We start from the raw sequence: 22,204 nt of genomic DNA on the forward strand, positions 1-22,204 counted from the left end.
TTTGGAGAATCACATGTCGCAGAACATCGCCTTCATCGGACTGGGCATCATGGGCCTGCCGATGGCCAAGAACCTGGTCAACGCCGACTATCACGTCACCGGCTACAACCGCAGCGACAAGGCCGGCAATGAGCTGGCCGCCGCTGGCGGAACCAAGGCCGCTTCCATCGCGCAAGCCGTGGCCAATGCGGACGTGGTCATCACCATGGTCCCGGATTCCCCGGATGTCCAGGCCGTCACCCTCGGCGCAGAGGGCGTCCTCGCCAACGCGAAGGCCGGAGCGCTGTGGATCGACAACTCCTCGATCCGTCCCGACGTGGCCGTCGAGCTTGCGGCCGCGGCCCGCGACGCCGGACTGCGCCCGCTCGATGCCCCGGTCTCCGGCGGCGAGGCCGGCGCCATCGAGGGCGTGCTGTCCATTATGGCCGGCGGCGAGCCAGCTGACTTCGAGGCGGCCAAGCCGGTGCTCGAAGCCGTGGGCAAGACCATCGTGCTGGTGGGTCCTTCGGGCTCCGGGCAGACCGTCAAGGCGGCCAACCAGCTGATCGTCGCGGCCAATATCCAGGCCCTGTCCGAAGCGGTACTCTTCCTCGAAGCCTATGGCGTGGACACCGACGCGGCCATCAAGGTCCTCGGCGGCGGCCTGGCCGGCTCCAAGGTGCTTGACCAGAAGGCCCAGAAGATCCTGGACCGCGAATTCGCCCCGGGCTTCCGCTTGGCCCTGCACAACAAGGACATGGGCATCGTGACCTCCGCAGCCCGCGAAGCCGGTGTCGTGCTGCCACTGGGCGCACTGGTCGCCCAGCTGGTCACCTCCACCGTGGCTTCCGGCGACGGGGCGCTGGATCATTCGGGCCTCTTCCGCGGGGTGCAGCGCCTGGCCGGCAAAATCGAGGCCCCGGTCCCGGCCTAGCGCCGCTAAATCTTCCTACGGCGGGGACAACTAGGTAACCCGCTTCTTCAGCTAGCGGCCGCGCAATACCGGCTACGCTCCGGTGCCGCCGGGCCCCTGGTACACGGCAGGGGCCCGACGCACCGTATCCGCTGCGCAATGGGCTTTGTTCCAGTTCATCGCCGCTAGCTGGTGCTCAAGGAAGCGGCGTTGTGGTGACTCATGCACCTTGGCTTCCCGCCGTAGGTATCCTTCTTTTCTTCTTCTCGTTCCAAAGGACGTATTCCCATGCCTAAGATGCGCGCAATCGACGCCGTCGTCCAGATCCTGGCCAAGGAGGGCGCCACCGAGGCGTTCGGCCTGCCAGGAGCCGCGATCAACCCGCTGTACTCGGCCATGAAGGCCCACGGCGGCATCCGCCACACCCTGCACCGCCACGTCGAGGGTGCCAGCCACGCCGCCGACGGCTACTCGCGGGCCACCGGCAAGATCGGCCTGTGCCTGGGCACCTCCGGCCCTGCCGGCACCGACATGATCACCGGCCTGTACGCCGCGATCGCCGACTCCATCCCGATGCTGTGCATCACCGGGCAGGCCCCGACCAATGTGCTGCACAAGGAGGACTTCCAGGCCGTGGACATCGAGTCCATCGCCAAGCCGGTGACCAAGTACGCCTCGACCGTGCTGGAGCCGGGACTGGTTCCGGGCACCTTCGCCAAGGCCTTCCAGATCATGCGCTCGGGCCGCCCGGGCCCGGCCCTGATCGACCTGCCGATCAACGTGCAGATGGCCGAAATCGACTTCGACATCGATGCCTACGAGCCGTTGCCGGTCCAGAAGCCGAAGGCCACGCGCGGCCAGGCCGAGAAGATCGTGGACCTGCTGCTCTCCGGAAGCAAGCCGATCATCATCGCCGGCGGCGGCGTGATCAACGCCAACGCCAGCGCGCAGCTGGTCGAACTCGCCGAGGAACTGGACATCCCGGTCTCCCCGACCCTGATGGGCTGGGGCGCCATCCCGGATGACCACCGCCTGCAGTCGGGCATGGTCGGCATCCAGACGCACACCAAGTACGGCAATCAGACCTTCCTGGAATCGGATATGGTGCTGGGCCTGGGCAACCGCTGGGCCAACCGCCACACCGGGGATCTGGCCACCTACCGCGCCGGACGCAAATTCATCCACGTGGATATCGAAGGCACGCAGATCGGCCGGGTGTTCTCCCCGGACCTGGGAATCACCTCGGATGCCGGCGCCGCCATCGAGGCCATCCTGGAAGTCGTGCGCGAGCGTAAGGCCGCCGGCACCCTGCCGGACTACTCGGCCTGGGCCAACGAGGCCACCGCCCGCAAGTCCACCGGGCACCGCAAGACCAACTTCGAGAACGTGCCGATCAAGCCGCAGCGCGTCTACCAGGAAATGAACGCCGCCTTCGGCCAGGACACTACCTACGTGTCCACCATCGGACTCAGCCAGATCGCCGGCGCGCAGATGCTGCATGTCTACAAGCCGCGCAACTGGATCAACGCCGGACAGGCCGGCCCGCTGGGCTGGACCGGACCGGCCGCCCTGGGCGTCGTGCGCGGCAAGCCGGGGGAAAAGGTCGTGGCCCTCTCCGGAGACTACGATTTCCAGTTCATGATCGAGGAGCTGGCCGTCGGCGCCCAGTTCAAGCTGCCGTACGTGCACGTGGTGGTCAACAACTCCTACCTCGGACTGATCCGCCAATCGCAGCGCGCCTTCGAGATGGATTACCACGTGTCCCTGGGCTTCGATAACATCAACTCCCCGGAAACCAACGGCTACGGCGTGGACCATGTGAAGGTCGCCGAGGGCCTGGGCTGCAAGGCCGTGCGCGTCGAGGATCCGAGCCAGCTGGCTGCCGGATTCGCGCAGGCCAATGCGCTGGCCGAAGAGCACCAGGTGCCGGTTGTGGTGGAAGTGATCCTGGAAAAGGTCACCAACATCGCCATGGGCGCGCAGCTGGATGCAGTCAATGAATTCGAAGACCTGGCTTTGGACGCCGCCGATGCACCAACCGCGTTGGTGCCGATGGCTGCCTCGGCCACCGTGGGTGCGTGAAAGGGCAGTCGTCGCTGACCTGCAACCCGCAAAGTTTGGCGCGGGGCACCGGTTCACCAATACGGGTGTGCCCCGCGCCACAACAACCTAGACTTGGCATAGAGCTGCCGAGCCCCAAGAACACCTAGCAATTAACGAGTAGGAACACCTCATGAGCATCAACGAAGCTGTTGGCCGCACATCGTCCCCCACCGCCACCGGAACCACCTATGACCTGGTGCTGCGCGGCCAGCAAGTGCTGACCGCGCAGGGCATTGGCCCGCGCGAGATCGGCGTGCGCGACGGAAAGATCGTCGCCGTGCAGGAATTGGGTGCCGGACTGGCCGCAGAGCGCGTCATCGAGGTGGCCTCCGACGAGGTCCTGCTGCCCGGACTCGTTGATACCCATGTGCACGTGAACGAGCCAGGACGCACCGAATGGGAAGGGTTCGAGTCGGCGACCAAGGCCGCCGCTGCCGGCGGGGTGACCACCATCGTGGACATGCCGCTGAACTCCATCCCGCCCACGGTGAACCTCGAAGCGCTGGAAATCAAGCGCGCGGCCGCTTCCAAGAACGCCTATGTCAACGTCGGATTCTGGGGCGGTGCCATCCCGGGCAACAAGAAGGATCTGCGCGAGCTGCACGAAGCTGGAGTCTTCGGCTTCAAATGCTTCCTGCTGCATTCTGGAGTCGACGAGTTCCCGTCCCTGAGTGTAGGCGAGATGGAAGAGGACATGGCCGAACTGGCCTCCTTCGACTCGCTGATGATCGTGCACGCCGAGGACTCCGATATCATCGGCAACTCCCCGCAGCCGGTGGGCGGCAAGTACGCCGGCTTCCTGGACTCGCGCCCGCGCGATGCCGAGAACACCGCCATCGCGCAGGTGATCGAGCGTGCCCGCACCACCGGAGTGCGCGCCCACGTGCTGCACCTGTCCAGCTCGGATGCGCTCCAGATGATCCGCGAAGCGAAGGCCGAGGGCGTGCTGCTCACCGTGGAAACCTGCCCGCACTACCTGACCTTGCTGGCCGAGGAAATCCCCGACGGCGCCACAGCCTTCAAATGCTGCCCTCCGATCCGCGAGAATGACAACCGCGAGCTGCTGTGGAAGGGCCTGGAGGAAGGCATCATCGACTGCGTCGTTTCGGACCATTCCCCATCCACCATTGACCTCAAGGATGTGGAGAACGGCGACTTCGGCGTGGCTTGGGGCGGGGTGGCGTCGCTGCAGCTGGGGCTGCCGCTGATCTGGAGCGAGGCGAAGAAGCGCGGACTGAAGCTGGAACAGGTCGTGCAGTGGATGGGCCTGAATCCCGCGAAGCTTGCCGGACTGGGCGCCAAGGGCAGCATCGAGGTAGGCAAGGACGCGGACTTCGCGGTCTTCGCTCCGGAGGACACCTTCGAGGTGGATGTCCAGAAGCTGCACCACAAGAACCCGATTTCCCCGTACCAGGGCAAGACCCTGAACGGCGTAGTCCGCCGGTCCATCATTGCCGGGACCGACGTGGACTTCCAGAATCCAACGGGTCAGCTGATCCGCCGCGAGAGCTAGGAACCGGTACCTCGCAGAGCCCCTGTCCGCAGGACGGGGGCTCTGCCGCGCCGTGGGCAATGATAGCCCCGGCGTGCTTTGGCTACCGCAGATTCGCAGCGTATTCACCGGTGGTACGCAGGCTATTTCCCTGGCGCATAACAAACAGGTATCGATTGGATGTGGCGTTAAAGGATTGGGCTGCCCAGCTCATAGACTGTCAGCACTATGGGGATAGAGCAGCCGTCACTCTGAATACAGGAAATGGGTATGAACGCGATTACTGCTGCTTCGATTATGAGCAAAGAAGTCGACGATCTGGCGTTGGGCGAAGTGGTCCAGGTGTCGCTGGTCTTCGGCGCAATCCTCATGGCTGTGCTCCTTGCCTTCGGGCTCAAGACCTATGCCCATTGGCGCCGGCATGCCAACGGTTCTCCAGCTGATCAGCGTCCGGCCGAGCGTGATGAGGCTCCGAGTCCAGCAAGCGGTACCCGTCAACTCCCAGCACCGCGGATTGAAGTGCTTTCGGCGCTCGGGGACCTGCGCCGGACCGGGGCCTTGAACCGCGGTTTAGAGGACAGCAGATGAGGTAGCCTTCGGAACCGACTGTTGACCCGACTGAGCCAGTTGACCCGACTGAGCCGACTGTGGATCCTACGGAACTTACTGAATCCGATGAAGCCGAGGAAGATCTCGTTCAGAAGGCAGCTCCGGCTGAAGGCTCAGCCGAAGCTCCGCCGCCATCTGAAAAGGATGACAAGCTTGCGGACACAGGTTTCACTGCGATGTACGTGTTGATCGCTGGACTCCTTTTGGCAGCTGCTGGTGTGCTGATTTCTCGGCGCAGCAACCGCCGACATGGCTAAAGCCTAGGATTCGAATGAGGCTGTGAACTGTTCGCGGAGCAGGCTCTTGCGATCGTCGTAGGACCGATCGTCTAGGCTCTTGCAGATAGTTCGCGCATACGCCCGACTGGAATTAATTTTCCGGTCGGGCGTTTTGCGTATCTGGACGATGTGCAAAAAACGGGCAGCTGTTTCAGACCGTCCTGAGCTTGACTCAACCGGCCGGATTATTTGGTGCGTTGCTGATGGCCTCTCCGCCCGGTGTTCTCATCTGAACTTCGCCGGTCTGGTTCCCTCCGCACTGTGAACCTGCAGCGATGAGTCACCAGAATCTAGGACCTCGGTTGAAACCATTAGTGAGCTAACAGTTGTAGCTCTCACTGCCATCGGTATTGCTTGCTCGCCGACACGCAGTTTCGGATTTCCTGCGAAAGTGCCGTCACGAAGTGAACCCAGGCGCCCTCTAACTCTATGGATCCATCGAATGGACACTCGTTGATGGCATGAAAGCATGCGCTTTAGGAATCTCCCAGCAATCCGGGCGCAGCATGGGGATGCGGCTTTCTTCGCTATCAGGAGGACCAGAGCCAAGAACGCAAAGGATCCGCTTCTGAACGCTCCATAGAAAGAGAACGTCATGAGTATGTCACTCGCAATCTTCGGCATTGTGGCCTCTATAACCGCGATCTTCAGTGCATTGAGCCGGCGGGGACGACGATGGCTGGTGCGTGACTTTACGCACTACAAGACCATCCTTGTTGCTTGGATTGCTGGCAACTTGGTGTTCGTAGCCGCGGCCTGCTGGCATCTTCTCTTCCAAGGGCAGTCGGACATCGGGGCAGTCGTGGCCATAATGATGGCCATCTCATTGTTGATTTTCTGCCTGTCCATGTTGACGCTGCAACGAAGGCCTCAGAACAACACCCGTCCGAGACGCTTCCTGGCAGTCGGAGCACATCCTGATGATGTCGAGCTGGCTTGCGGTGCGACCATCGCGAAATTGGTGGATGCCGGCCATGATGTTCGTATCGTGGTCATGTCGCAGGGTGAAAGTGGCGGACATGCTCCTCGCAGGATTCAAGAAGCCCGACGCGGAGCCGGTTACCTGGGTGCCCAGTCCCATACGGTGCGGTCCTTTTGCGATACGCGGCTGTCGGAGAATTCCAACCTGATGGTTGCAGCGATCGAGGAGGAAATCGCTGCTTTCGGACCGGATGTCGTGCTGACTCATTCTGCTACTGATATCCACCAAGACCATGAGGCGGTGCACCGTGCAGTAATGCGCGCCGGGAGGCGACTGCCCTCCATACTCTGCTTCGAGAGCCCCTCGGTGGGCAATGATTTCTCTCCAAGCTTCTTCGTTGACGTCGAGAACTACACCGACGTCAAGGTCGAAGCCATCAAGCTACATGCCGATCAGCGGAACAAGCCCTATATGACCCGTGCGCGGATCGAGTCCATGGCTACTTTCCGTGGCAACCAGGTCAAGCAGCAGCGGGCCGAAGGATTTGAAGTAATGCGCCTCGTATCAACCACAGTGGGAGATTTCTAATGAAGATCCTAGTCACCGGGGTCGGAGGTCCAGCAGGAAGCTCGCTTGCGCGCCAGCTGCACGCGCGAGGACATAGCGTCATCGGCGCTGACATGGTGCCAATAACTGATCCGCTGCTCGACGCCTTCCACCAGGTGCCAGCAGCCGGTCACCAGCAGTACCCCACTCGGCTTCAAGAGATTGTTCTCCAGCACTCAGCTGAACTGGTTATCCCGACCGTCAGCGAAGAACTCCCGGTGCTTTCGGCAGAGAGTATCCGAGAGCTGCTGGAATCGGCCGGAGCCCGATTATTGATTTCCTCGAAAGAATCCGTGCTGATCAGCGACGACAAGTACTACACGATGCTGACTTTGCGAGGGGATAACGTGCCCGTCCCCGATTTTGCCCGGATCAACGCTGGCAGTGGCGAAGCCTTGGCGCAGTTCAGCCCGGAAGAGCAGATCATCATCAAGCCACGCGTATCGCGCGGAGGACGGGGCGTCCGCTTGGCTACGGCAGGAGACCTCGGGGCAGGCCGCGTACCGGCTGGTACGCGGGATCTTGTGCAGCGCTTTGCCCCCGGACGCGAATTCGCGCCGATGATCTTCAGGAACCCTGATTCCGGGGAGATCGAGGTCTGCGTGGTGGTGGAGAAGACCGAGCTGCGCGAGGGGCTCGTGGGCAACGCAGTATCGGTGCGCCGCTGCGAGTCGAATGATCCAATAGCCGCTCATGTTGCGTGGGTGGCCAAGAATGCAGTGCAGTCGCTGGAGCTGGTCGGGCCGGTAGACATGGACGTGCGCCTGGGTGGCGATGGGCAACCGGTGGTGCTCGAGGTCAATGCCCGTTTCGGAGCCAATAGCCAGTCCGCGCCGGAACTGCTGGATGCTGCATTGCGCTTGCTCGGGGTGGCGTCCACAGCGCAAGTTGGCTGTGCATGAGTTCGGCACTCGTTCTTGGCTATTACACACTGACCGCAGTCATCCTTTCCGTCGGTGTGCTCAAGCTGGGGTTGATCCCCTTGGCGTTGCTTTTCGAATGCCGCCGGGGTCTGCTTTTCACCCGCTACGGGAAGCTGTCGTCATTGCCTCCTGGCAGCCCGGCAAACACTATTCTGCGGCCCCGCCGTCGAACCCGGGCGTCGAGGCATTTCGGGCAGATCCCGGACTACAGGGTATCGGTAATCATCCCGGCCTATAACGAGGAAGTGGTATTGCGCGCCTGCGTTGAATCAATTGTCCGAAGCAAGGGAAACCTCGCTGAAGTGGTGATTGTCGATGACGGATCCACCGATGGCACCGCACGGCTGATGCGTGAGCTGGCTCAAGAGCATCGCCTGGTGCAGGCCATCAGCCAGGAGAATGCCGGCAAAGGCGCGGCACTTAATCGTGGAATTGCCCTCGCGACTGGAGAGATACTGGTTTTTGTCGATGCCGACGGAATTTTTTCGCCGGTGACTATTCCGTGGTTGCTCACTGGATTCCGCGATGTGAAGGTGGGGGCGGTTTGCGGTGACGACCGGCCTGTAAACCTGGATAGGGTGCTGACCAAGATGCTTTCGGTCCTTTCGCATCTGGGAACGGGGGTTGTTCGGCGGGCGTTGTCCCTGATTCATTGCTTGCCGGTAGTTTCCGGGAATATAGGTGCATTCCGTGCTGATCTGGTCAGGGATCTTGGCGGGTTCCGCACCGATACGGTTGGAGAGGACTTGGAATTGACCTGGCGCTTCTATGGTGCCGGGTATCGTGTGGCTTTTGAACCACGCGCGATTGTCTTGGCGGAGTCACCTTCTACGCTGCAGGCGCTGTGGAAGCAACGAGTCCGCTGGGCACGGGGCCTGCTGCAATCGATCAAGATACATTGGCGGATGCACGGCAACCCCCGGTTCGGGCCGTTCGGAGTGTTCCTGCTGTTCAATTTTCTCACGATGGTGGTGGTGCCACTGGCTCAGATCCTGGTGCTTGCCGGATTGCTCTATTTCATCCCGGCCGGGCTGATTACCTTCGGCGGCGAAGAAGAAGCAACCTTAATTGGTCGCACCGCGATGGTGGTCGGTTGGATTGGCATCGGAATCACGCTGGCTTCGGTGGTTCTTGGCATTGCGCTGAACACTGCATGGAGGGATTTGGCGAACCTGTGGACCCTACCGCTATGGCCGTTCTATGCCACGGGGATGGGGCTCACCATGCTCGCAGCGGTAGCGTTTGAGATCCGCGGGAGGCCCGCCAAATGGAACAAGCTGCAAAGAACCGGTGTCATTTCCAGCGGTGAGTTCTCTGCCATTCTTGGAAGCGGATCATGAGCGCGGCCAAGATGCAGCGTCAACGCCGGAAACTGGCAATGGCAGCCATAGCGGGCTTGGTGACTTTTCTTTTGCTGGCGGCTGCTTGCTACATGACCAGATTCCCCACTTCTGCAGCGCATCAACCGACCCCGACGCCGGACCCCACGGTGGTCGAGCCGATGCCTCCGCAGCATGCCTGCCAAGATTCCCCTCGCGCAGAGGGCACCAGTTCCCCAGGAGACAACCTCGGCATGCGCCACTCCAAGACAGACACCCAACTTCCCCGATTTTCCAGAGTTGTGAACGTCGGTTTTGAAGATATTACCGCCGAAGATCCTGCCCGTATCCCGGAAATTGCCCGTCGATTAAATTCGGTCAGGGCGACAGGAGTATCGCTCTCCATTGGACGTCTCGACTGGGTGGCTTTCCCCTGGCCAGCCCAACGCGATGTCGAATCCAGCGAAGTCACGCAAACCGGGCGGGACTATGTTGCTGAAGCGATTAGTGCCTTCCGCTGCGATGAGCAGGGTAGACCTCGAACAATCTACTTGAATATCGATACGTTGCTGGGCAGAGAGCTGGAGCGCCGTCCATCGCTAGCAGGAATCAACTCCGAGGGGCATCCTTCCAAGAACTGGGCAAGTATCTCGGCGTGGAAAGAGGATGGACTTGATACCAGGCTTGTCGAGCTGGTTAGTGAAGCCGTTCGGCGCTATGCACCCGATGGCATCAACGTCACGGAGCTGATGTTTCCCAGCTACACGTTCGGCGAGGATGACTTGGAGAACTTTGCGAAGTTCAGCGAGCGCCCTGATTGGCCGAGGTCTGCTGACGGAACGATTGATTCCACGTCAGAGCAAATCTACCTATGGCGGTCAAACGCAGTCACCTCGATCATGAAGAAAGTGGCTGGAAGTCTGGACGAAACCGGTCCGGTGCTCACCATGGATGTGCGATCACCTGCCAATGGAGATCCAAGGGGACGCCCTGATTCCGGCCAAGACTACGGGCAGCTTCTGAACGTGGTTGACCGCCTGAACATCTGGAATTTTCGGGGCATCGCATCGTCCAATCGGGTTTCGACAGACGAATTGGTACAGCGGTACATGAAGCAGGAACCTGAAAAGTATTCCTTGGAAATCGGGCTTTGGGAAGGCGCAGGCTCCATGGACAGCAGTTCCGTGAGCAAGGAACTGCTGAATGCCGAGGACCATTCATTGCTGCATGTCTCCGTTACCCCCACTTCGTTAATGGACGACAGCATATGGTCCGCATTGGAGGGTGCTTGGAGCCAGGTTCCTGCTACTCGCCCGGGTGCGGACTAATCGCGGAATCTATGCGAATTCCGGCTCGAAGAAAAAATTTCAGATTAATCCGGATTCTTGCGTCATGATTCCCTTTTCCGCGTATCTAAGTGATGTACGCGCTGAACTGGGCAACAAGGAATTATGAGGTTTCGAGACGTCCAGTTGTCTTATGGGGAAGATGCTGACGGGTGGGCGAGTTGCAAGCTTGGGGGATGGAGCTCGCCCACCTTTCAGGATTTTCGAACCCATTTCATAGAGATATTGGAAAAATCCTGATAGGTTCTAAAGGATGAAAATGCCGTCCAAAGTCGGGCGGCATTGTCGACGGGGCATTGGTTGCCGATTGCCGGCTCCGGGGATTGGGGAATCCTTGGGGCGATCGGCGGCGGGTACCGGCGCTGTCGCGTGAAACGTTATGGGGACGTAATGACAATAGATTCTGGGGCACGCTTTGCTGACGTCAGCGATGCAGATTTAATTCGTGGCGTTAGGAACGGAAGCAGCGAGGCCCAGGACCACCTGTATCGACGGCACAGGCAAGTGGCGCTGAACGTAGCGTTTAGGCATACGAACTCTCCTTCCGATGCCGAGGATGTCGTCTCCGAAGCTTTCCTGCGGGTCTTCCGTATCATCGAACGTGGGGCAGGGCCTGATGAGTTCTTCCGCGCCTATTTACTGACTGCGGTATCGCGCGAAGCCTTTTCCAGGAACAAATCAGCCTCAAAGCAGATTACCGTCGAAGACGTCCAGGACTTCCTGCCAGGCGATGCGCACGCGGACGAGGCGATGGAACGCCATGAATCCACCTTTGCCATCCTCGCGTTCAAGGCCTTGACCGAGCGCTGGAAGACGGTCCTGTGGCTCACCGAAGTAGAGGAACTGCCGCCGAGAGACGTTGCGCCAATGCTCGGCATGACACCCAATGCGGTTTCCGCATTGGCAGTACGTGCGCGAGAGGGACTGCGCGAAGCCTACTTGGCTGCGCATATGAATGGCCAGTCAGGGTTGCCCGCAAGTTGTTCCGATATTCGTGAACATCTGCCGGCCTTTATCCGTGGAACGCTGGGGAGCCGGAACGAGCGTGGAGTCAAGGCGCACTTGAAGTCGTGCGCGAATTGCGCAGTAGTGTTCGGGGAACTGGACGAAATCGGTGCTACTTTGCGTGCTTTCGTCCTTCCTCTGGTCGTTGGAGGGATTACTGCGCTGGGGATTCCTGCCTCGGGAGGTATTGCAGGAATGGGAGCTTCGGCAGCCACGGCAACGGCTGCTGGTGGAGCTACTGCCGGGACAGCAGCTTCTGTTGCTTCGGGGGCCGGTGTGAGTATTGCAGGAGGTAGTAGCCTGGCAGTTACTTTAGGCGTTGGCTTGGTGGGTGTCGCCGTAACAGCGTCCGCCATCGGTCTGATACCGAAACTGATCGTGCATGATGAAAGAGAATGGGCCGCACCCGAAAGCGCAGTCCAGCCCCAGCTGGAAGGAGTCGAAGCCCCGATTGTTGGGGCCGAGCCATCTGCCGTCATGAGCCGTGCCATGTTCTTGCGGGACCTGACTGGACGAACTGTTCCTGATGCGAAAGACGAATTAGAATTCACAAACCAAGTGGAATCGCCATCCACGAAGCCGTTTTTCCCGCTGTCACATATGCCAGCGGCAAGACCGTCGCCTGAAGCGACCTCTGAATCTACTTTTGAGCCGACTGCGGAGCCAACGGTGGAGCCTTCAATCGAGCCGACTCCGGAACCGACTCCGGAACCAACAGTGGAACCGACTGCGGACCCGACTCCTGAACCAACCCCGGAACCGACTCCGGAACCGACTCCTGAACCAACTCCGGAACCAACGGTGGAGCCGACTGCGGAACCAACTCCGGAACCAACGGTGGAGCCGACTCCGGAACCAACTCCGGAACCGACTCCTGAACCAACTCCGGAACCAACGGTGGAGCCTACAGTCGACCCGACTCCGGAACCAACGGTGGAGCCGACTCCGGAACCAACTCCGGAACCAACGGTGGAGCCGACTCCGGAACCAACTCCGGAACCGACTCCTGAACCAACCCCGGAACCAACGGTGGAGCCGACTCCGGAACCAACTCCGGAACCAACGGTGGAGCCGACTCCGGAACCAACTCCGGAACCGACTCCTGAACCAACCCCGGAACCAACGGTGGAGCCGACTCCTGAACCAACTCCGGAACCAACGGTGGAGCCGACTCCGGAACCAACTCCGGAACCGACTCCTGAACCAACCCCGGAACCAACGGTGGAGCCGACTGCAGAACCGACCTCGGAACCAACCTCGGAACCAACAGTTGAGCCGGAAGACGACCAAGACGGGTCTGGATTCCAGGTCATCATGGCACAAGAGGAAGGTGGATTCTTTGCGAATTACACCTTCGATATCAGCGGAGCTTCTGAAAGCGATCCAATAAGTTTCGAGGTGCGGCTCAACTGGCTTTGGGTGGATAACATGACGTACGAGGGGAACTGCGTTCCCTCGAACATGCGAGCTAATTCGTTCAGGCTAAGCTGCGAAGGCCCAATGACTATAAAGCTGAAGCAGTTCTACTTCCTTGGGGGCCGGACTATTGCATTTGAAAGCCAAGGGAACTCGAAGGAGAAGTTCGAATTCAAGATTCCAGGACTCTAGACGCAGCCCAATCGTCCTTCCATTGCCATTCCAGGGCCATCCGGAATGTGCTTCGCGGCTAGGATCGTTCCATGACTGAAAAATCTCTTCCAGTGTTGCCGCCTGTCAATGCAGAAGCTGCTGAACAGATGTGGTCTGCGTACCTGGTGAGCAAGGGGATTCCGCGGACCGAGGCACCGCACTATGTCGCCGAATCGTTCGGTGATCATCCTGCGCTTGCCGATGAGCTTCTGGATGAAATGCTGCACGGAACCAAGCGAGCGACTTCATCTCTGGCTAGCGATTATGCCTATTACAACGAACGTGTCCCGCAACCTGAAGACCACTGCATTGTCTGCGATGGGCAAGGGCAGCCGCGAGCAATTTTGCGAGTACTTTCCGTCGAGCGTTCCTCGTTCTTCGAGGTAGACGCGCAGTTTGCCGCGGCCGAGGGCGAAGGGGATCTCTCGCTGGAATACTGGCGCGCAGAACATGAAAAATTCTGGCGCCGAACGCAGAAATCCATAGGAATCGACTGGAACCCTGAAGACACCGCCAAAGCCGGGGGAGAGCTGGTCTTGGAACGCTTTGAAATTTGCTGGCCGCAGGAGCATGCCGACTAGCCGGTCGAACTTCGTCACGCTGGCCTGCGGTCGAGAACGCGCGGGCGTAGGGTGGAGACAGAGGGTTTCCCGTGAAAGAAGCCCGGAAAAGAAAGGTTGAACATGTCGATTGTCGTCATCAATGCCCTATCGGTTCCCGGCGAAGCTGGACCGGAACTGGAGAAGCGTTTTGCTGCTCGCAAGCATTCAGTGGATTCTTCACCGGGGTTCGAAGGGTTCAAGTTGCTGCATCCGGTCAATGGTGGAGACAAGTACTTCGTGTACACCCAGTGGGCAACCCGCGAGGACTTCGAGAACTGGCGTACCCAGCGCGCTGATGCGGCCCATGCTGGCAACGATGCCAAGAAGCCAGTGGCCAGCGGCGCTGAACTTCTCGAATTCGAGATCGTCGAATTCTAGGCGCAGCAGCCTGCGGGCAACGCCCCGATGCCTTCGTGGTATCGGGGCGTTATCTGCATCCAGGACCCTTTCGCCTACCTGCGTCCCTTGAACTTGCGCCGTGCCGAATCGGCCAGCAACGCAGCACCCAAGGCGATGCAAAGCAGTGCGCCGATCAAGAAGGTCATGTCGATGCCTTCCGGGCTGGCCTCGCCATTGAGTCCGGGGTGGGTGGCGATAATGGCCGCGGAAATCGCCGTGCCGAAGGAAGAACCTACAGTACGCAGCACCTGGTTGAAACTTACCGAGCTGCCTAGCTCCTTGGTCGCTACGCTGCGGGCGATCAATGCCGGCATGGCCGCATAGCTTGCGCCCATGCCGATGCCGAAGACCAGCATGCTCAGCAAGATCTCCCAGAGCGCCGAGTGGAGCAGCCAGAGCATGGTGCCTGCTGCGGCCATGATGATCGCTCCAATGGGAAGCATGACCTGGATGCCAACGCGTTTTGCAAGTATGCGCACCACGCGGTTGGCAGCCAAGCTGCCTACCGAGAGCGGGAAGATGACAAATCCTGCCCAGAAGACCGGCAGGCTCAGCCCGTAGCCCGTTGCCGCATCTGCCTGGGCTACCAGTGATGATACGGACATGCCGATATACAGTGCGGCGCCCAGGGCGATGGCCGAGATATTGGCCAGGAGGACTTCGCCCTGCTTGAGCGTGCGCAGATTAATCAGCGGGTGGCCAAGGCTGTTTTCTACCCTCACCCAGATGATCAGCACGATGACCGAGAAACCGCCCAAAACAAGGGTGGCAGGTGAAGCCCAGCCCCACTTGGGGCCCTCGGATATGGCCAGCAGCAGGGAGGTGAGCCCCAGGGCCAGCAAGCCGGAGCCGGTGTAGTCGAAGGGGCGTTGCTCGGCCTGGGTATCGGGGCCTGCAGGAACAACTTTCCACACCACGCAGATGGTGGCCAGCACGAATAGCGCACCGAACCAGAACGCGTAGGAGTAGTCGAAAATGCCAGCGATGATGCCGGTCAATGGATAGCCGATGCCGATTCCGGAAGCAACCGTCACCGACAAGGTGGAGATGGTGTTCTGCACGTGCTCGGGCGCTACATAGCGCCTGGCGATGGCGATGGTGACCGGAACAATGCCGTAGGACAATCCCTGGAGCACGCGTCCGGCAAGAAACACGCCAAAGCTCGGTGCGGACGCTGCCATGACAGAACCCAGGAACATGGCCGCCAGCGAGACGAGCAGCAGCCGCTTCTTATGCGGTCCATCGCTGAGGCGTCCCATGATGGGTGTTGCCACGGCGCCGGCCAGCAGATTCACGGTGAGCATCCACTGGGCGGCGGCAATATCGACATTGAACCGCAGGGAAATCGAGGGGACCAGCAGCATGCCCAGCGAGGAGACGATTGCCGTGGCCAGCGCGGCGAAGACCAGCGTGGGCACCAGCGGGCTCTGGCTGGGTGCGTTGCGGTTCATGGGCGGACCGCGGTATTGATTTTCTTGAGCGCGGGCAAGGCGGAGCGGATCAGGGAATGGTCCTCCTCGCTCAGGTTCTCGCCCATGGCTTGGAGCAGCGCGGTCCGGCCGAGCAGGATTTCCTGGTCCAGCTTTTGGCGGCCGTCATCGGTGAGCTGGAACCAGAGCTTGCGGCGGTCGGCCTCATCCCGGTGCCGCTCGATCAGTCCGAGGCCTTCCAATTCCTTGGTCGTCAGCGAGATGGCCTGCTGGCTGACCCCGATGGCCTGGCTCATCCGGGCGGCACTGGCCCGGCCTTCGGTGGCCAAGGTGTGCAGGATTCCCAGTTTGCCCGGGGAGATGGATCGTGCCGTGCGTATCAGGCTCAGCAATGGCGAAAGCACCTCGAGCATTTGCTGGGGAAGGTCTGCGGGCTCGGGATCAATTTCCATAGCTATAGAATACAATTAACTTGTACAAGTTTCTTGTGGAATGCTCGTGAGGCTGGACACTGCCCCGATCCATCGGGCGCGAGAAGGTGGTGCTCGCTCGCTTGGCCCCGCGGTTCGCGGGCATGCCACCGCAGCAAGTGGTTGTCGCTGTGGTGCACTCCTGATGGATTCCGGCTCGTGCCGCGCACGCCTGGCCCTTCGCCGGGACCGCGTGTGCGCCGCAGGGAAAATGCCTTCCGGGCCCCGTTGGCCGGCATGTGCAGTTCCTAGATGGACTAGCGGCGATCCTGTCGCATGGCGCTTGGGGCCGGGGTGTTCCGGGCGGCAGAAAACCCTTGACCGGCGTTCGGTAGGTGCTCTAGGCTTCAAGATAACCTGATATACCAGTCGGATACCAAGGGGTTCCGGCGGCCTGGACCGTGGTCCTGCGCGCCGGAAATCCCGCCGAACGGTGCAGGGATCAACTTCCATGCGTCCCGAACGAGGGGAAACCCCATTGATCTCCAATGAAACTGTCAGCAGCTACCTTGAGCGGCTTGCCTCGGGCGCCCCGACGCCAGGAGGGGGCGCGGCCGCGGGCCTGCATGCGGCGCAGGCCGCGGCATTGGTGTCCATGGTTGCCGAATTCACTTCCGGACCGCGGTACGCGGACGTCCAGGAGCAGGCCCAGCAGATTTCCGAGCATGCCCGGCTGCTGATGCGCCAGGGGCTCTTCGCCGCGGAGGAAGACGAAAGGCTGTTCGGCGCCCTGGGTGCCGCGTACAAGCTGCCCAAGGAAAGCAGCGAGCAAAAGTCGGAGCGCAGCGCGGCCATTCAAAACGCCACCATCGCCGCCGCCGCACCGCTGGCCTCTACCGTCGAGGCCTCCATTGAGGTCATCAAGCTGGGCCAGCGCCTGCTGCCCATTGGCAACCGATCGGTTCTCAGCGACGTGGCCGCCGCGGCCGAAGCTGCCCGGGCGGCCTTGGCTACCGCGCTGGCCACCTTGGAAATGAACATCTGCTCAATCAAGGACATCGCCCAGCGCGACCGGCTGGTCCAGGCGGCCAGCCAGGCCAGCGAGGCGATCGCCCACGCCGACGAGCTCAGCGCGCACGCCCGTGCGGTGGTGGCAGCATGACGGCACGCAATCTAGCCGGGCAGCCGGTGGCTGAAGCGATCCGCGCCCGCACCGCAGAACTGGTGGTGCGCATGGCCAGCGAGGGCACCAGTGTCCGGATCGCGGTCGTGCTGGCCACCGATAACGAGGCCACCGCCTGGTATGTGCGCTCGATCGAACGGGCCGCCGCGCAGCTCGGGGTGGACTGCCAGGTCGTGGATCTGACCGGGTCCGGCCAGGAGCAGCTGTCCGAAGCGATCACCGCCTTGAACGAGGACAGCTCGGTGCACGGAATCATCTTGCAGACGCCCTTGCCGCCAGGGGTGGATGCCGCGGCGCTGGTGGCGCTGATCGACCCGGCCAAGGACATTGACGGGGCCAATCCGCTGAGCCTGGGACGGCTCAGTGTCGGCCAGCCGGCCTTCGCCCCGGCTACCGCACGCTCGGTCATCGAGATCCTGGAGCACTACCGGATCCCGCTGTCCGGGCAGCATGTCGCGGTGGTCGGGCGCTCTGCGGTGGTGGGCAAGCCGTTGGCCCAGCTGCTGCTGCAGCGCGATGCCACGGTGAGCATCTGCCATTCGAGGACCGCCGATCTGGCCCATTTCACGAAGTCCGCCGCGGTGGTCGTCATGGCCGTGGGCAAGGCGAACCTGCTCACCGGCAATGACGCGGAAGAAAGCACTGTGGTGATCGATGTCGGAACCAACGTCAACGCCGAAGGAAAGCTGGTGGGAGACGTCCATGCGGCATCGGTGCGTCCGCTGGTACGGGCCCTGAGTCCGGTTCCCGGCGGCGTGGGCACGGTGACGACGGCGTTGCTGGTCCTGCATGCCGCGCAGGCCGCGGCGGCAAGCCAGCAGGCGGCCCCGGCGAAGGGAGCGCACATGGCCGGACGCCGGTAGCTGGCTGGCCGGTGTTCCGGATTCCGCTGCGGGCAAGCCAGCAGGCAGTGGAACCCTCAATGCCGGAACCGCAATTGCCATGGCGAAGCGAACCACGGGCACGGTGCACGCCGGCGGGGACATGAACTGGGATCTGCCGCCGGCCAGGTGCACCACGTGCCGCCGCCGCATCATCGATTGGGAGGTTGATGATGCGGCGGCTTTCCCATGGGTGCTGTTCCGCGGCGGGCAGGGAAGGTTCTCTGGCGGGGATTCAGCGCGAGGAGGCACAGTTGATCCCAGCGCGCACTGGCTTCGATTCCATTCCTGGATCCCTTCGCCCAGTTACCGGCAGTCGCGCCGGATCAGGGGAGGGCAGCTGCCTGGGCAGTGGTTTCCAGCGGCCGCTGGGTCCGTGTGAAGGCAGCGCCCCAGGAGTCGTTCGCATTCTTCATGCCGGGGCACGACGGGATGATGTGCGCTACGGCGGTGTGGTTCCAGAACCTGACGCGCAATTCGACGATCAGCGTCGAGGCAAGCTGCTCGAACAAGTCCCCTATGGTGAGACCTGCCGGAGAGACCCGGACCTTCTTGAGTGCAGGCTGCGGGGTGGTGATATGCAGTATCCGCAGTTCCGAGGTCAGCGGGTCGAGCATTGCCACCAGGGCCGCACGTCCATGGATCGAGACCATTCCCATGGCGTCATCTGCTGATTCTGTGGCCCGAGTCATCACGATGGGCATTCCGGGAACCCATCCGTACTGCGACAGATGAGTTTTGCCCTCGCGCGTCGCGAGGAAATCCGCGACCCTGAGCGCGGTTTGGGTTCTAGCGATGCGACCTGCCATTTCAGTTACTTCCTTTTCTTGCGCTGGATAAGAAAACAAGCAAGCTCGAAGGAATCGCCACCCGAGAGGGGATTCCTCCACTGGCGGAGGGGCTAAATCAATGTCAGGTCCGCGTGGGCACCCCGGGGATCCTTCGAGGTGGCAGGGATGGGCTCGGTCAATGGCTGGTCCAGTCAATCCATGGTGGGCGAGCAGCCCTTCAACCCAGCGGTTGCGGGAGCATGGACTTCCCTGCCGGCAACGGCGAAGTGGAGGTTTCGCACCTCGAACTGGATGCCGAGAGACCTTTCCATTTGCGGAAGCAACGTGTCGTTCACGTAGAGCATGATCATCGGGACATGCTCTTCGCCCGTGGCGGTGCAGGCCAGATTCACGATGAGCTCATTCGGGGATCCGGAAATGCTGCAGTAGGCGGAGTGGACTGCATCCTTCTCCTGGCACAGCCGGGTTGCCAGCGCAGCGACCTGGCCGATCCGGTTGTCCCAGGCCGAGCTGTGAACCGGACTTACCTCTGCGGGAACTGCCAAGGAACCACTCATCATCTGCTCCGCTGTGTTGAGTTGCTTCAATGCCTAATTAATTTAGACAGGCTAACTATTAGATAGGCTATATGTATTCTCTCCAAATGGGCAAGCTGGTTTTTCCCGGACGCGGCTAGAAGGCCAGTGAAGCCAGTGAGTCCAAGAGAGCGCTGCGGCCGCATCAGGCGGCAGGGTTCCCATGGGCATGGACCAGCCAGCCGGCTGCCGGTGCAGATGGAAAAGGACCGGGCACCGCTCGCATGAGCGGTGCCCGGCCCCGGGTACGTGCGTCTGGCTGCTAGCTGGCCGAAGTGGCCAGCGAAACTCCGCGCAAACGGTCCATCTGCGGATCGTACAGCGGATCATCGACCACGGTGGCGGCAATCTGCTTGCCGAAGTACTCGATCGCCACCGGGTCTCCGGTTTCCACCGAGATCGGCAGCCACGCGTAGGCGATCGGCTTGCGGACCGTGTATCCGTAGGCGGCGCTGGTGACGTAGCCGGAAGGCTTGCCATCCACGTAGACCGGTTCCTTGCCCAGGACCATGGACACGCCATCATCCACGGTCAGGCAGCGCAGGCGCTTGGTGGCCGCCGCGGCACGTTCGGCCAGCGCCGACTTGCCCACGAAGTCCGCGGTCTTGGCGGCCTTCACCGCGAAGCCCAGGCCGGCCTGTTCCGGTTCGTGCTCGCTGGTCATATCGGTGCCGAAGGAGCGGAAGCCCTTCTCCAGTCGCATGGAGTTGAACGCCTCGCGCCCGCCGGCAATGATGCCGTGCTCCTGCCCGGCTTCGAAGATCGCATCCCAGAGCTTGGCGCTGACATCCGCCGAGGCGTAGAGTTCCCAGCCGAATTCGCCCACGTAGGACAGGCGCATCGCGGTGACCGGGATGCCGGCGATGGAGATCTGCTTGGTGCGGAAGTACTTCAGCCCCTCGTTGCCCATATCGTCGTCGCTGATCTTGGCCATGACCTGTGGAGCCAGCGGGCCCCACAGGCCGATGCAGGAAGTCCCGGCGGTGATATCGCGAACTGACACCCACTGGCCCGGGCTGGCCTCATTGAACTTGCGCGCTTCGCGGTCCAGGTAGGCGACATCCACGTTGGAGTTGATGCCGGCCTGGTAGACCTGCTCGGAGAGCCGGGCCACGGTGATGTCGCTGGTGATGCCGCCGGCATGGTCCAGCAGCAGGGTGTAGCTGACCATGCCCGGGGCACGCAGCATATTCGCCGTGGTCAAGCCCTGGAGCATCGGCCCGGCACCGGGGCCGGTGACTTCCACGCGCTTGAGCGGGGTCATGTCGAACATGGCCACCGCGGTGCGGGTCTTCCAGGCTTCCACCGCGGCAATCGGCGAGTGGAACTTGCTTGACCAGCTGTCGCGCTCCGGGGCCACCCACTCCGCCGGCATTTCATCGAGCAACGCCGCGTTGGCCTCGTACCAGTGCGGGCGCTCCCAGCCGGTGCCCTCCAGGAAGAAGGCGCCCAGCTTCTGCTGGCGGGAGTAGAACGGGCTGGTTCGCACGGCGCGGGGCTTGGTGCGCGGTTCCAGCGGGTGGCGGACATCGTAGATTTCCACGAAGTTCTGCTGCGAGGTCTCGCTGACGTACTCCTTGGTGGTTTGCACGTCCTCGAAGCGGTTCAGGTCGCAGTCGCTCAGGTCCGTCGTGGAGGTGCCGGTGGTGATCAGCTCGGCCACGGCCTTGGCGATGCCCGGCGCGTGGGTGACCCACACGGCCTCGGCCGCGTAGAAGCCGTCCACTTCCCTGGACTGGCCTACCAGCGAGCCGCCGTCCGGGGTGAAGGAGAAGATGCCGTTGAAGCCGCGCTGGATCCGGGTGTTGCGCAGATCCGGCAGCAGCTCCTGGCTGGCTTCCCATTCGGCGGCGAAGTCCTGCGGAGTGAAGTCCAGCGAGGAAGGCATCCGCTCGTGGGTGATCTCTTCCGGGCGGTAGGCCTGCAAGGTGTCCAGGTCCACCGGCATCGGGCGGTGGGCGTAGGAGCCGATGCCGATGCGATCTCCCCACTCGCGGTAGTAGAGGTCGCGGTCCTGGTAGCGCAGGATCGGGCGGCTGGCACCGGCCGGCAGCTCGTTGACTCCGGCCAGCGACGGCGCCGGGGTGCTCCAGGCGAACTGGTGGCCCAGCGGCAGCAGCGGGATCGAGGTGCCCACCATCTTGCCGATGTTCGGTCCCCAGAAGCCTGCGCAGGAGACCACGATGTCCGCTGCGAAGCGCTCCTCGCCGCAGATGACCGCGGCGACCTTGCCGCCGGAGACCTCGATGTCGGTGACGATGGTGCGGTCGCGGAACTCGACTCCCGCGGCCTTGGCGCGTTCCATGACCAGCGCGGTGCCCTTGGCGGCCAGGGCCAGGCCGTCGCCCGGGGTGAACAGGCCGCCCAGGACCTTCTCCGGGTTGAGCATCGGGAACTTCGCCAGGCAGGCGGCGGCGTCGATGACTTCGGCGTCGACCCCGTAGGAGCGGTTCCAGCCGGCGCGGCGATGCAGGTCGGCCAGGCGCTCATCGGTGGTGGCGATTTCCAGCCCGCCCACCGGGAGGAAGGAGCCGCGCCCGTCGGCGCCCACCAGGCCGGTGAGCTTCTCGATGGTGTACTGCGCGAATTCGGTCATGGACTTGGACGGGTTGGACGAGAAGACCAGGCCCGGGGCGTGCGAGGTGGAGCCGCCGGGAAGATCCAGCGGACCCTGCTCGATGACCAGGGTATTGGTGTGGCCTAGCGCGGCCAGTTCGTCCGCGAGGTTGGCGCCGACGATGCCGGCGCCGATGATGACGATCCGAGGGGAAAGACGGGACATGGGGACTCCTTGAAAGCTGATGGTGTG

Annotated in this window: 19 protein-coding genes; 14 read left to right on the forward strand and 5 right to left on the reverse strand. The window is 61.9% G+C overall.

Annotated elements, in window-relative coordinates; translation table 11 throughout:
* Positions 1-13: 13 nt before the first annotated feature.
* From EDF61_RS09630 to EDF61_RS09685, 12 genes are all read left to right on the forward strand, one after another.
* Positions 14-913, forward strand: coding sequence for a 2-hydroxy-3-oxopropionate reductase (locus EDF61_RS09630; protein ID WP_133833929.1), 900 nt, complete (start codon positions 14-16; stop codon positions 911-913).
* A 267-nt stretch (positions 914-1,180) separates the two neighbouring features.
* The gene (gcl, locus tag EDF61_RS09635; protein ID WP_133833930.1) at positions 1,181-2,974 is read left to right on the forward strand and encodes a glyoxylate carboligase; all 1,794 of its coding nucleotides are present in this window, start codon (positions 1,181-1,183) and stop codon (positions 2,972-2,974) included.
* Positions 2,975-3,125: 151 nt separating this feature from the next.
* Positions 3,126-4,508 carry an allantoinase AllB gene (allB, locus tag EDF61_RS09640; protein WP_133833931.1) on the forward strand — a complete coding sequence of 461 codons (1,383 nt, stop codon included), beginning with the start codon at positions 3,126-3,128 and terminating at the stop codon, positions 4,506-4,508.
* Between the two features lie 249 nt (positions 4,509-4,757).
* A complete protein-coding gene (locus EDF61_RS09645) occupies positions 4,758-5,075 on the forward strand; it encodes a hypothetical protein (protein ID WP_133833932.1) in 318 nt (105 codons plus the stop codon).
* 59 nt (positions 5,076-5,134) lie between these two features.
* Positions 5,135-5,353, forward strand: coding sequence for an LPXTG cell wall anchor domain-containing protein (locus tag EDF61_RS19190; protein ID WP_133833933.1), 219 nt, complete (start codon positions 5,135-5,137; stop codon positions 5,351-5,353).
* 616 nt (positions 5,354-5,969) lie between these two features.
* Entirely contained in the window at positions 5,970-6,884 is a 915-nt protein-coding gene (locus EDF61_RS09655) for a PIG-L deacetylase family protein (RefSeq protein WP_133833934.1), read from the forward strand.
* Complete coding sequence (locus tag EDF61_RS09660) at positions 6,884-7,804, forward strand: ATP-grasp domain-containing protein (RefSeq protein ID WP_133833935.1); 921 nt, start codon at positions 6,884-6,886, stop codon at positions 7,802-7,804. Before EDF61_RS09655 ends, EDF61_RS09660 begins: the two co-directional genes overlap by 1 nt.
* A complete protein-coding gene (locus tag EDF61_RS09665) occupies positions 7,801-9,165 on the forward strand; it encodes a glycosyltransferase family 2 protein (RefSeq protein ID WP_133833936.1) in 1,365 nt (454 codons plus the stop codon). Before EDF61_RS09660 ends, EDF61_RS09665 begins: the two co-directional genes overlap by 4 nt.
* A complete protein-coding gene (locus tag EDF61_RS09670; RefSeq protein ID WP_133833937.1) occupies positions 9,162-10,472 on the forward strand; it encodes a glycoside hydrolase family protein in 1,311 nt (436 codons plus the stop codon). Before EDF61_RS09665 ends, EDF61_RS09670 begins: the two co-directional genes overlap by 4 nt.
* 408 nt (positions 10,473-10,880) lie before the next feature.
* Positions 10,881-13,103: a sigma-70 family RNA polymerase sigma factor gene (locus tag EDF61_RS09675; protein ID WP_133833938.1), complete on the forward strand. Its 2,223-nt coding sequence runs from the start codon at positions 10,881-10,883 to the stop codon at positions 13,101-13,103.
* A 71-nt stretch (positions 13,104-13,174) separates the two neighbouring features.
* A complete protein-coding gene (locus EDF61_RS09680; protein WP_133833939.1) occupies positions 13,175-13,705 on the forward strand; it encodes an ASCH domain-containing protein in 531 nt (176 codons plus the stop codon).
* Positions 13,706-13,807: 102 nt separating this feature from the next.
* Positions 13,808-14,104: an antibiotic biosynthesis monooxygenase family protein gene (locus tag EDF61_RS09685; protein ID WP_133833940.1), complete on the forward strand. Its 297-nt coding sequence runs from the start codon at positions 13,808-13,810 to the stop codon at positions 14,102-14,104.
* A 74-nt stretch (positions 14,105-14,178) separates the two neighbouring features.
* Here EDF61_RS09685 and EDF61_RS09690 read toward each other — a convergent pair whose 3' ends face one another.
* Complete coding sequence (locus EDF61_RS09690; RefSeq protein ID WP_133833941.1) at positions 14,179-15,576, reverse strand: MFS transporter; 1,398 nt, start codon at positions 15,574-15,576, stop codon at positions 14,179-14,181.
* The gene (locus EDF61_RS09695) at positions 15,573-16,007 is read right to left on the reverse strand and encodes a MarR family winged helix-turn-helix transcriptional regulator (RefSeq protein WP_133833942.1); all 435 of its coding nucleotides are present in this window, start codon (positions 16,005-16,007) and stop codon (positions 15,573-15,575) included. Before EDF61_RS09695 ends, EDF61_RS09690 begins: the two co-directional genes overlap by 4 nt.
* A 469-nt stretch (positions 16,008-16,476) precedes the next feature.
* Here EDF61_RS09695 and EDF61_RS09700 point away from each other — a divergent pair, with 469 nt between their 5' ends.
* Positions 16,477-17,127 (forward strand): cyclodeaminase/cyclohydrolase family protein, encoded by a 651-nt coding sequence (locus EDF61_RS09700; RefSeq protein WP_133833943.1) that lies wholly within the window; start codon positions 16,477-16,479, stop codon positions 17,125-17,127.
* Positions 17,124-18,011 (forward strand): bifunctional 5,10-methylenetetrahydrofolate dehydrogenase/5,10-methenyltetrahydrofolate cyclohydrolase, encoded by an 888-nt coding sequence (locus EDF61_RS09705; protein WP_133833944.1) that lies wholly within the window; start codon positions 17,124-17,126, stop codon positions 18,009-18,011. The genes EDF61_RS09700 and EDF61_RS09705 overlap by 4 nt, the downstream gene beginning before the upstream one ends.
* A 344-nt stretch (positions 18,012-18,355) precedes the next feature.
* Here EDF61_RS09705 and EDF61_RS09710 read toward each other — a convergent pair whose 3' ends face one another.
* The 3 genes from EDF61_RS09710 to EDF61_RS09720 form a co-directional block, all read right to left on the reverse strand.
* Positions 18,356-18,838, reverse strand: coding sequence for a hypothetical protein (locus tag EDF61_RS09710; RefSeq protein ID WP_133833945.1), 483 nt, complete (start codon positions 18,836-18,838; stop codon positions 18,356-18,358).
* Positions 18,839-19,011: 173 nt separating this feature from the next.
* Positions 19,012-19,407: a hypothetical protein gene (locus EDF61_RS09715; protein ID WP_133833946.1), complete on the reverse strand. Its 396-nt coding sequence runs from the start codon at positions 19,405-19,407 to the stop codon at positions 19,012-19,014.
* Between the two features lie 250 nt (positions 19,408-19,657).
* Positions 19,658-22,177 carry a GcvT family protein gene (locus tag EDF61_RS09720; RefSeq protein WP_133833947.1) on the reverse strand — a complete coding sequence of 840 codons (2,520 nt, stop codon included), beginning with the start codon at positions 22,175-22,177 and terminating at the stop codon, positions 19,658-19,660.
* Between the last annotated feature and the right edge of the window lie 27 nt (positions 22,178-22,204).

The sequence above is a fragment of the Arthrobacter sp. JUb115 genome (assembly GCF_004365035.1).
In the GTDB taxonomy this organism is placed as follows: domain Bacteria; phylum Actinomycetota; class Actinomycetes; order Actinomycetales; family Micrococcaceae; genus Glutamicibacter.

Excerpts from the sequence above, each read along its gene's own strand:
- EDF61_RS09660 (WP_133833935.1), top strand. The coding sequence starts at position 6,884 with ATGAAGATCCTAGTCACCGGGGTCGGAGGTCCAGCAGGAAGCTCGCTT.
- EDF61_RS09665 (WP_133833936.1), top strand. The coding sequence starts at position 7,801 with ATGAGTTCGGCACTCGTTCTTGGCTATTACACACTGACCGCAGTCATC.
- EDF61_RS09720 (WP_133833947.1), bottom strand. The coding sequence starts at position 22,177 with ATGTCCCGTCTTTCCCCTCGGATCGTCATCATCGGCGCCGGCATCGTC.
- EDF61_RS09645 (WP_133833932.1), top strand. The coding sequence starts at position 4,758 with ATGAACGCGATTACTGCTGCTTCGATTATGAGCAAAGAAGTCGACGAT.
- EDF61_RS09685 (WP_133833940.1), top strand. The coding sequence starts at position 13,808 with ATGTCGATTGTCGTCATCAATGCCCTATCGGTTCCCGGCGAAGCTGGA.
- EDF61_RS09710 (WP_133833945.1), bottom strand. The coding sequence starts at position 18,838 with ATGGCAGGTCGCATCGCTAGAACCCAAACCGCGCTCAGGGTCGCGGAT.
- EDF61_RS09695 (WP_133833942.1), bottom strand. The coding sequence starts at position 16,007 with ATGGAAATTGATCCCGAGCCCGCAGACCTTCCCCAGCAAATGCTCGAG.
- gcl (WP_133833930.1), top strand. The coding sequence starts at position 1,181 with ATGCCTAAGATGCGCGCAATCGACGCCGTCGTCCAGATCCTGGCCAAG.
- EDF61_RS09690 (WP_133833941.1), bottom strand. The coding sequence starts at position 15,576 with ATGAACCGCAACGCACCCAGCCAGAGCCCGCTGGTGCCCACGCTGGTC.
- EDF61_RS09670 (WP_133833937.1), top strand. The coding sequence starts at position 9,162 with ATGAGCGCGGCCAAGATGCAGCGTCAACGCCGGAAACTGGCAATGGCA.
- EDF61_RS09705 (WP_133833944.1), top strand. The coding sequence starts at position 17,124 with ATGACGGCACGCAATCTAGCCGGGCAGCCGGTGGCTGAAGCGATCCGC.
- allB (WP_133833931.1), top strand. The coding sequence starts at position 3,126 with ATGAGCATCAACGAAGCTGTTGGCCGCACATCGTCCCCCACCGCCACC.
- EDF61_RS09700 (WP_133833943.1), top strand. The coding sequence starts at position 16,477 with ATGCGTCCCGAACGAGGGGAAACCCCATTGATCTCCAATGAAACTGTC.
- EDF61_RS09655 (WP_133833934.1), top strand. The coding sequence starts at position 5,970 with ATGAGTATGTCACTCGCAATCTTCGGCATTGTGGCCTCTATAACCGCG.
- EDF61_RS09630 (WP_133833929.1), top strand. The coding sequence starts at position 14 with ATGTCGCAGAACATCGCCTTCATCGGACTGGGCATCATGGGCCTGCCG.
- EDF61_RS09675 (WP_133833938.1), top strand. The coding sequence starts at position 10,881 with ATGACAATAGATTCTGGGGCACGCTTTGCTGACGTCAGCGATGCAGAT.
- EDF61_RS09680 (WP_133833939.1), top strand. The coding sequence starts at position 13,175 with ATGACTGAAAAATCTCTTCCAGTGTTGCCGCCTGTCAATGCAGAAGCT.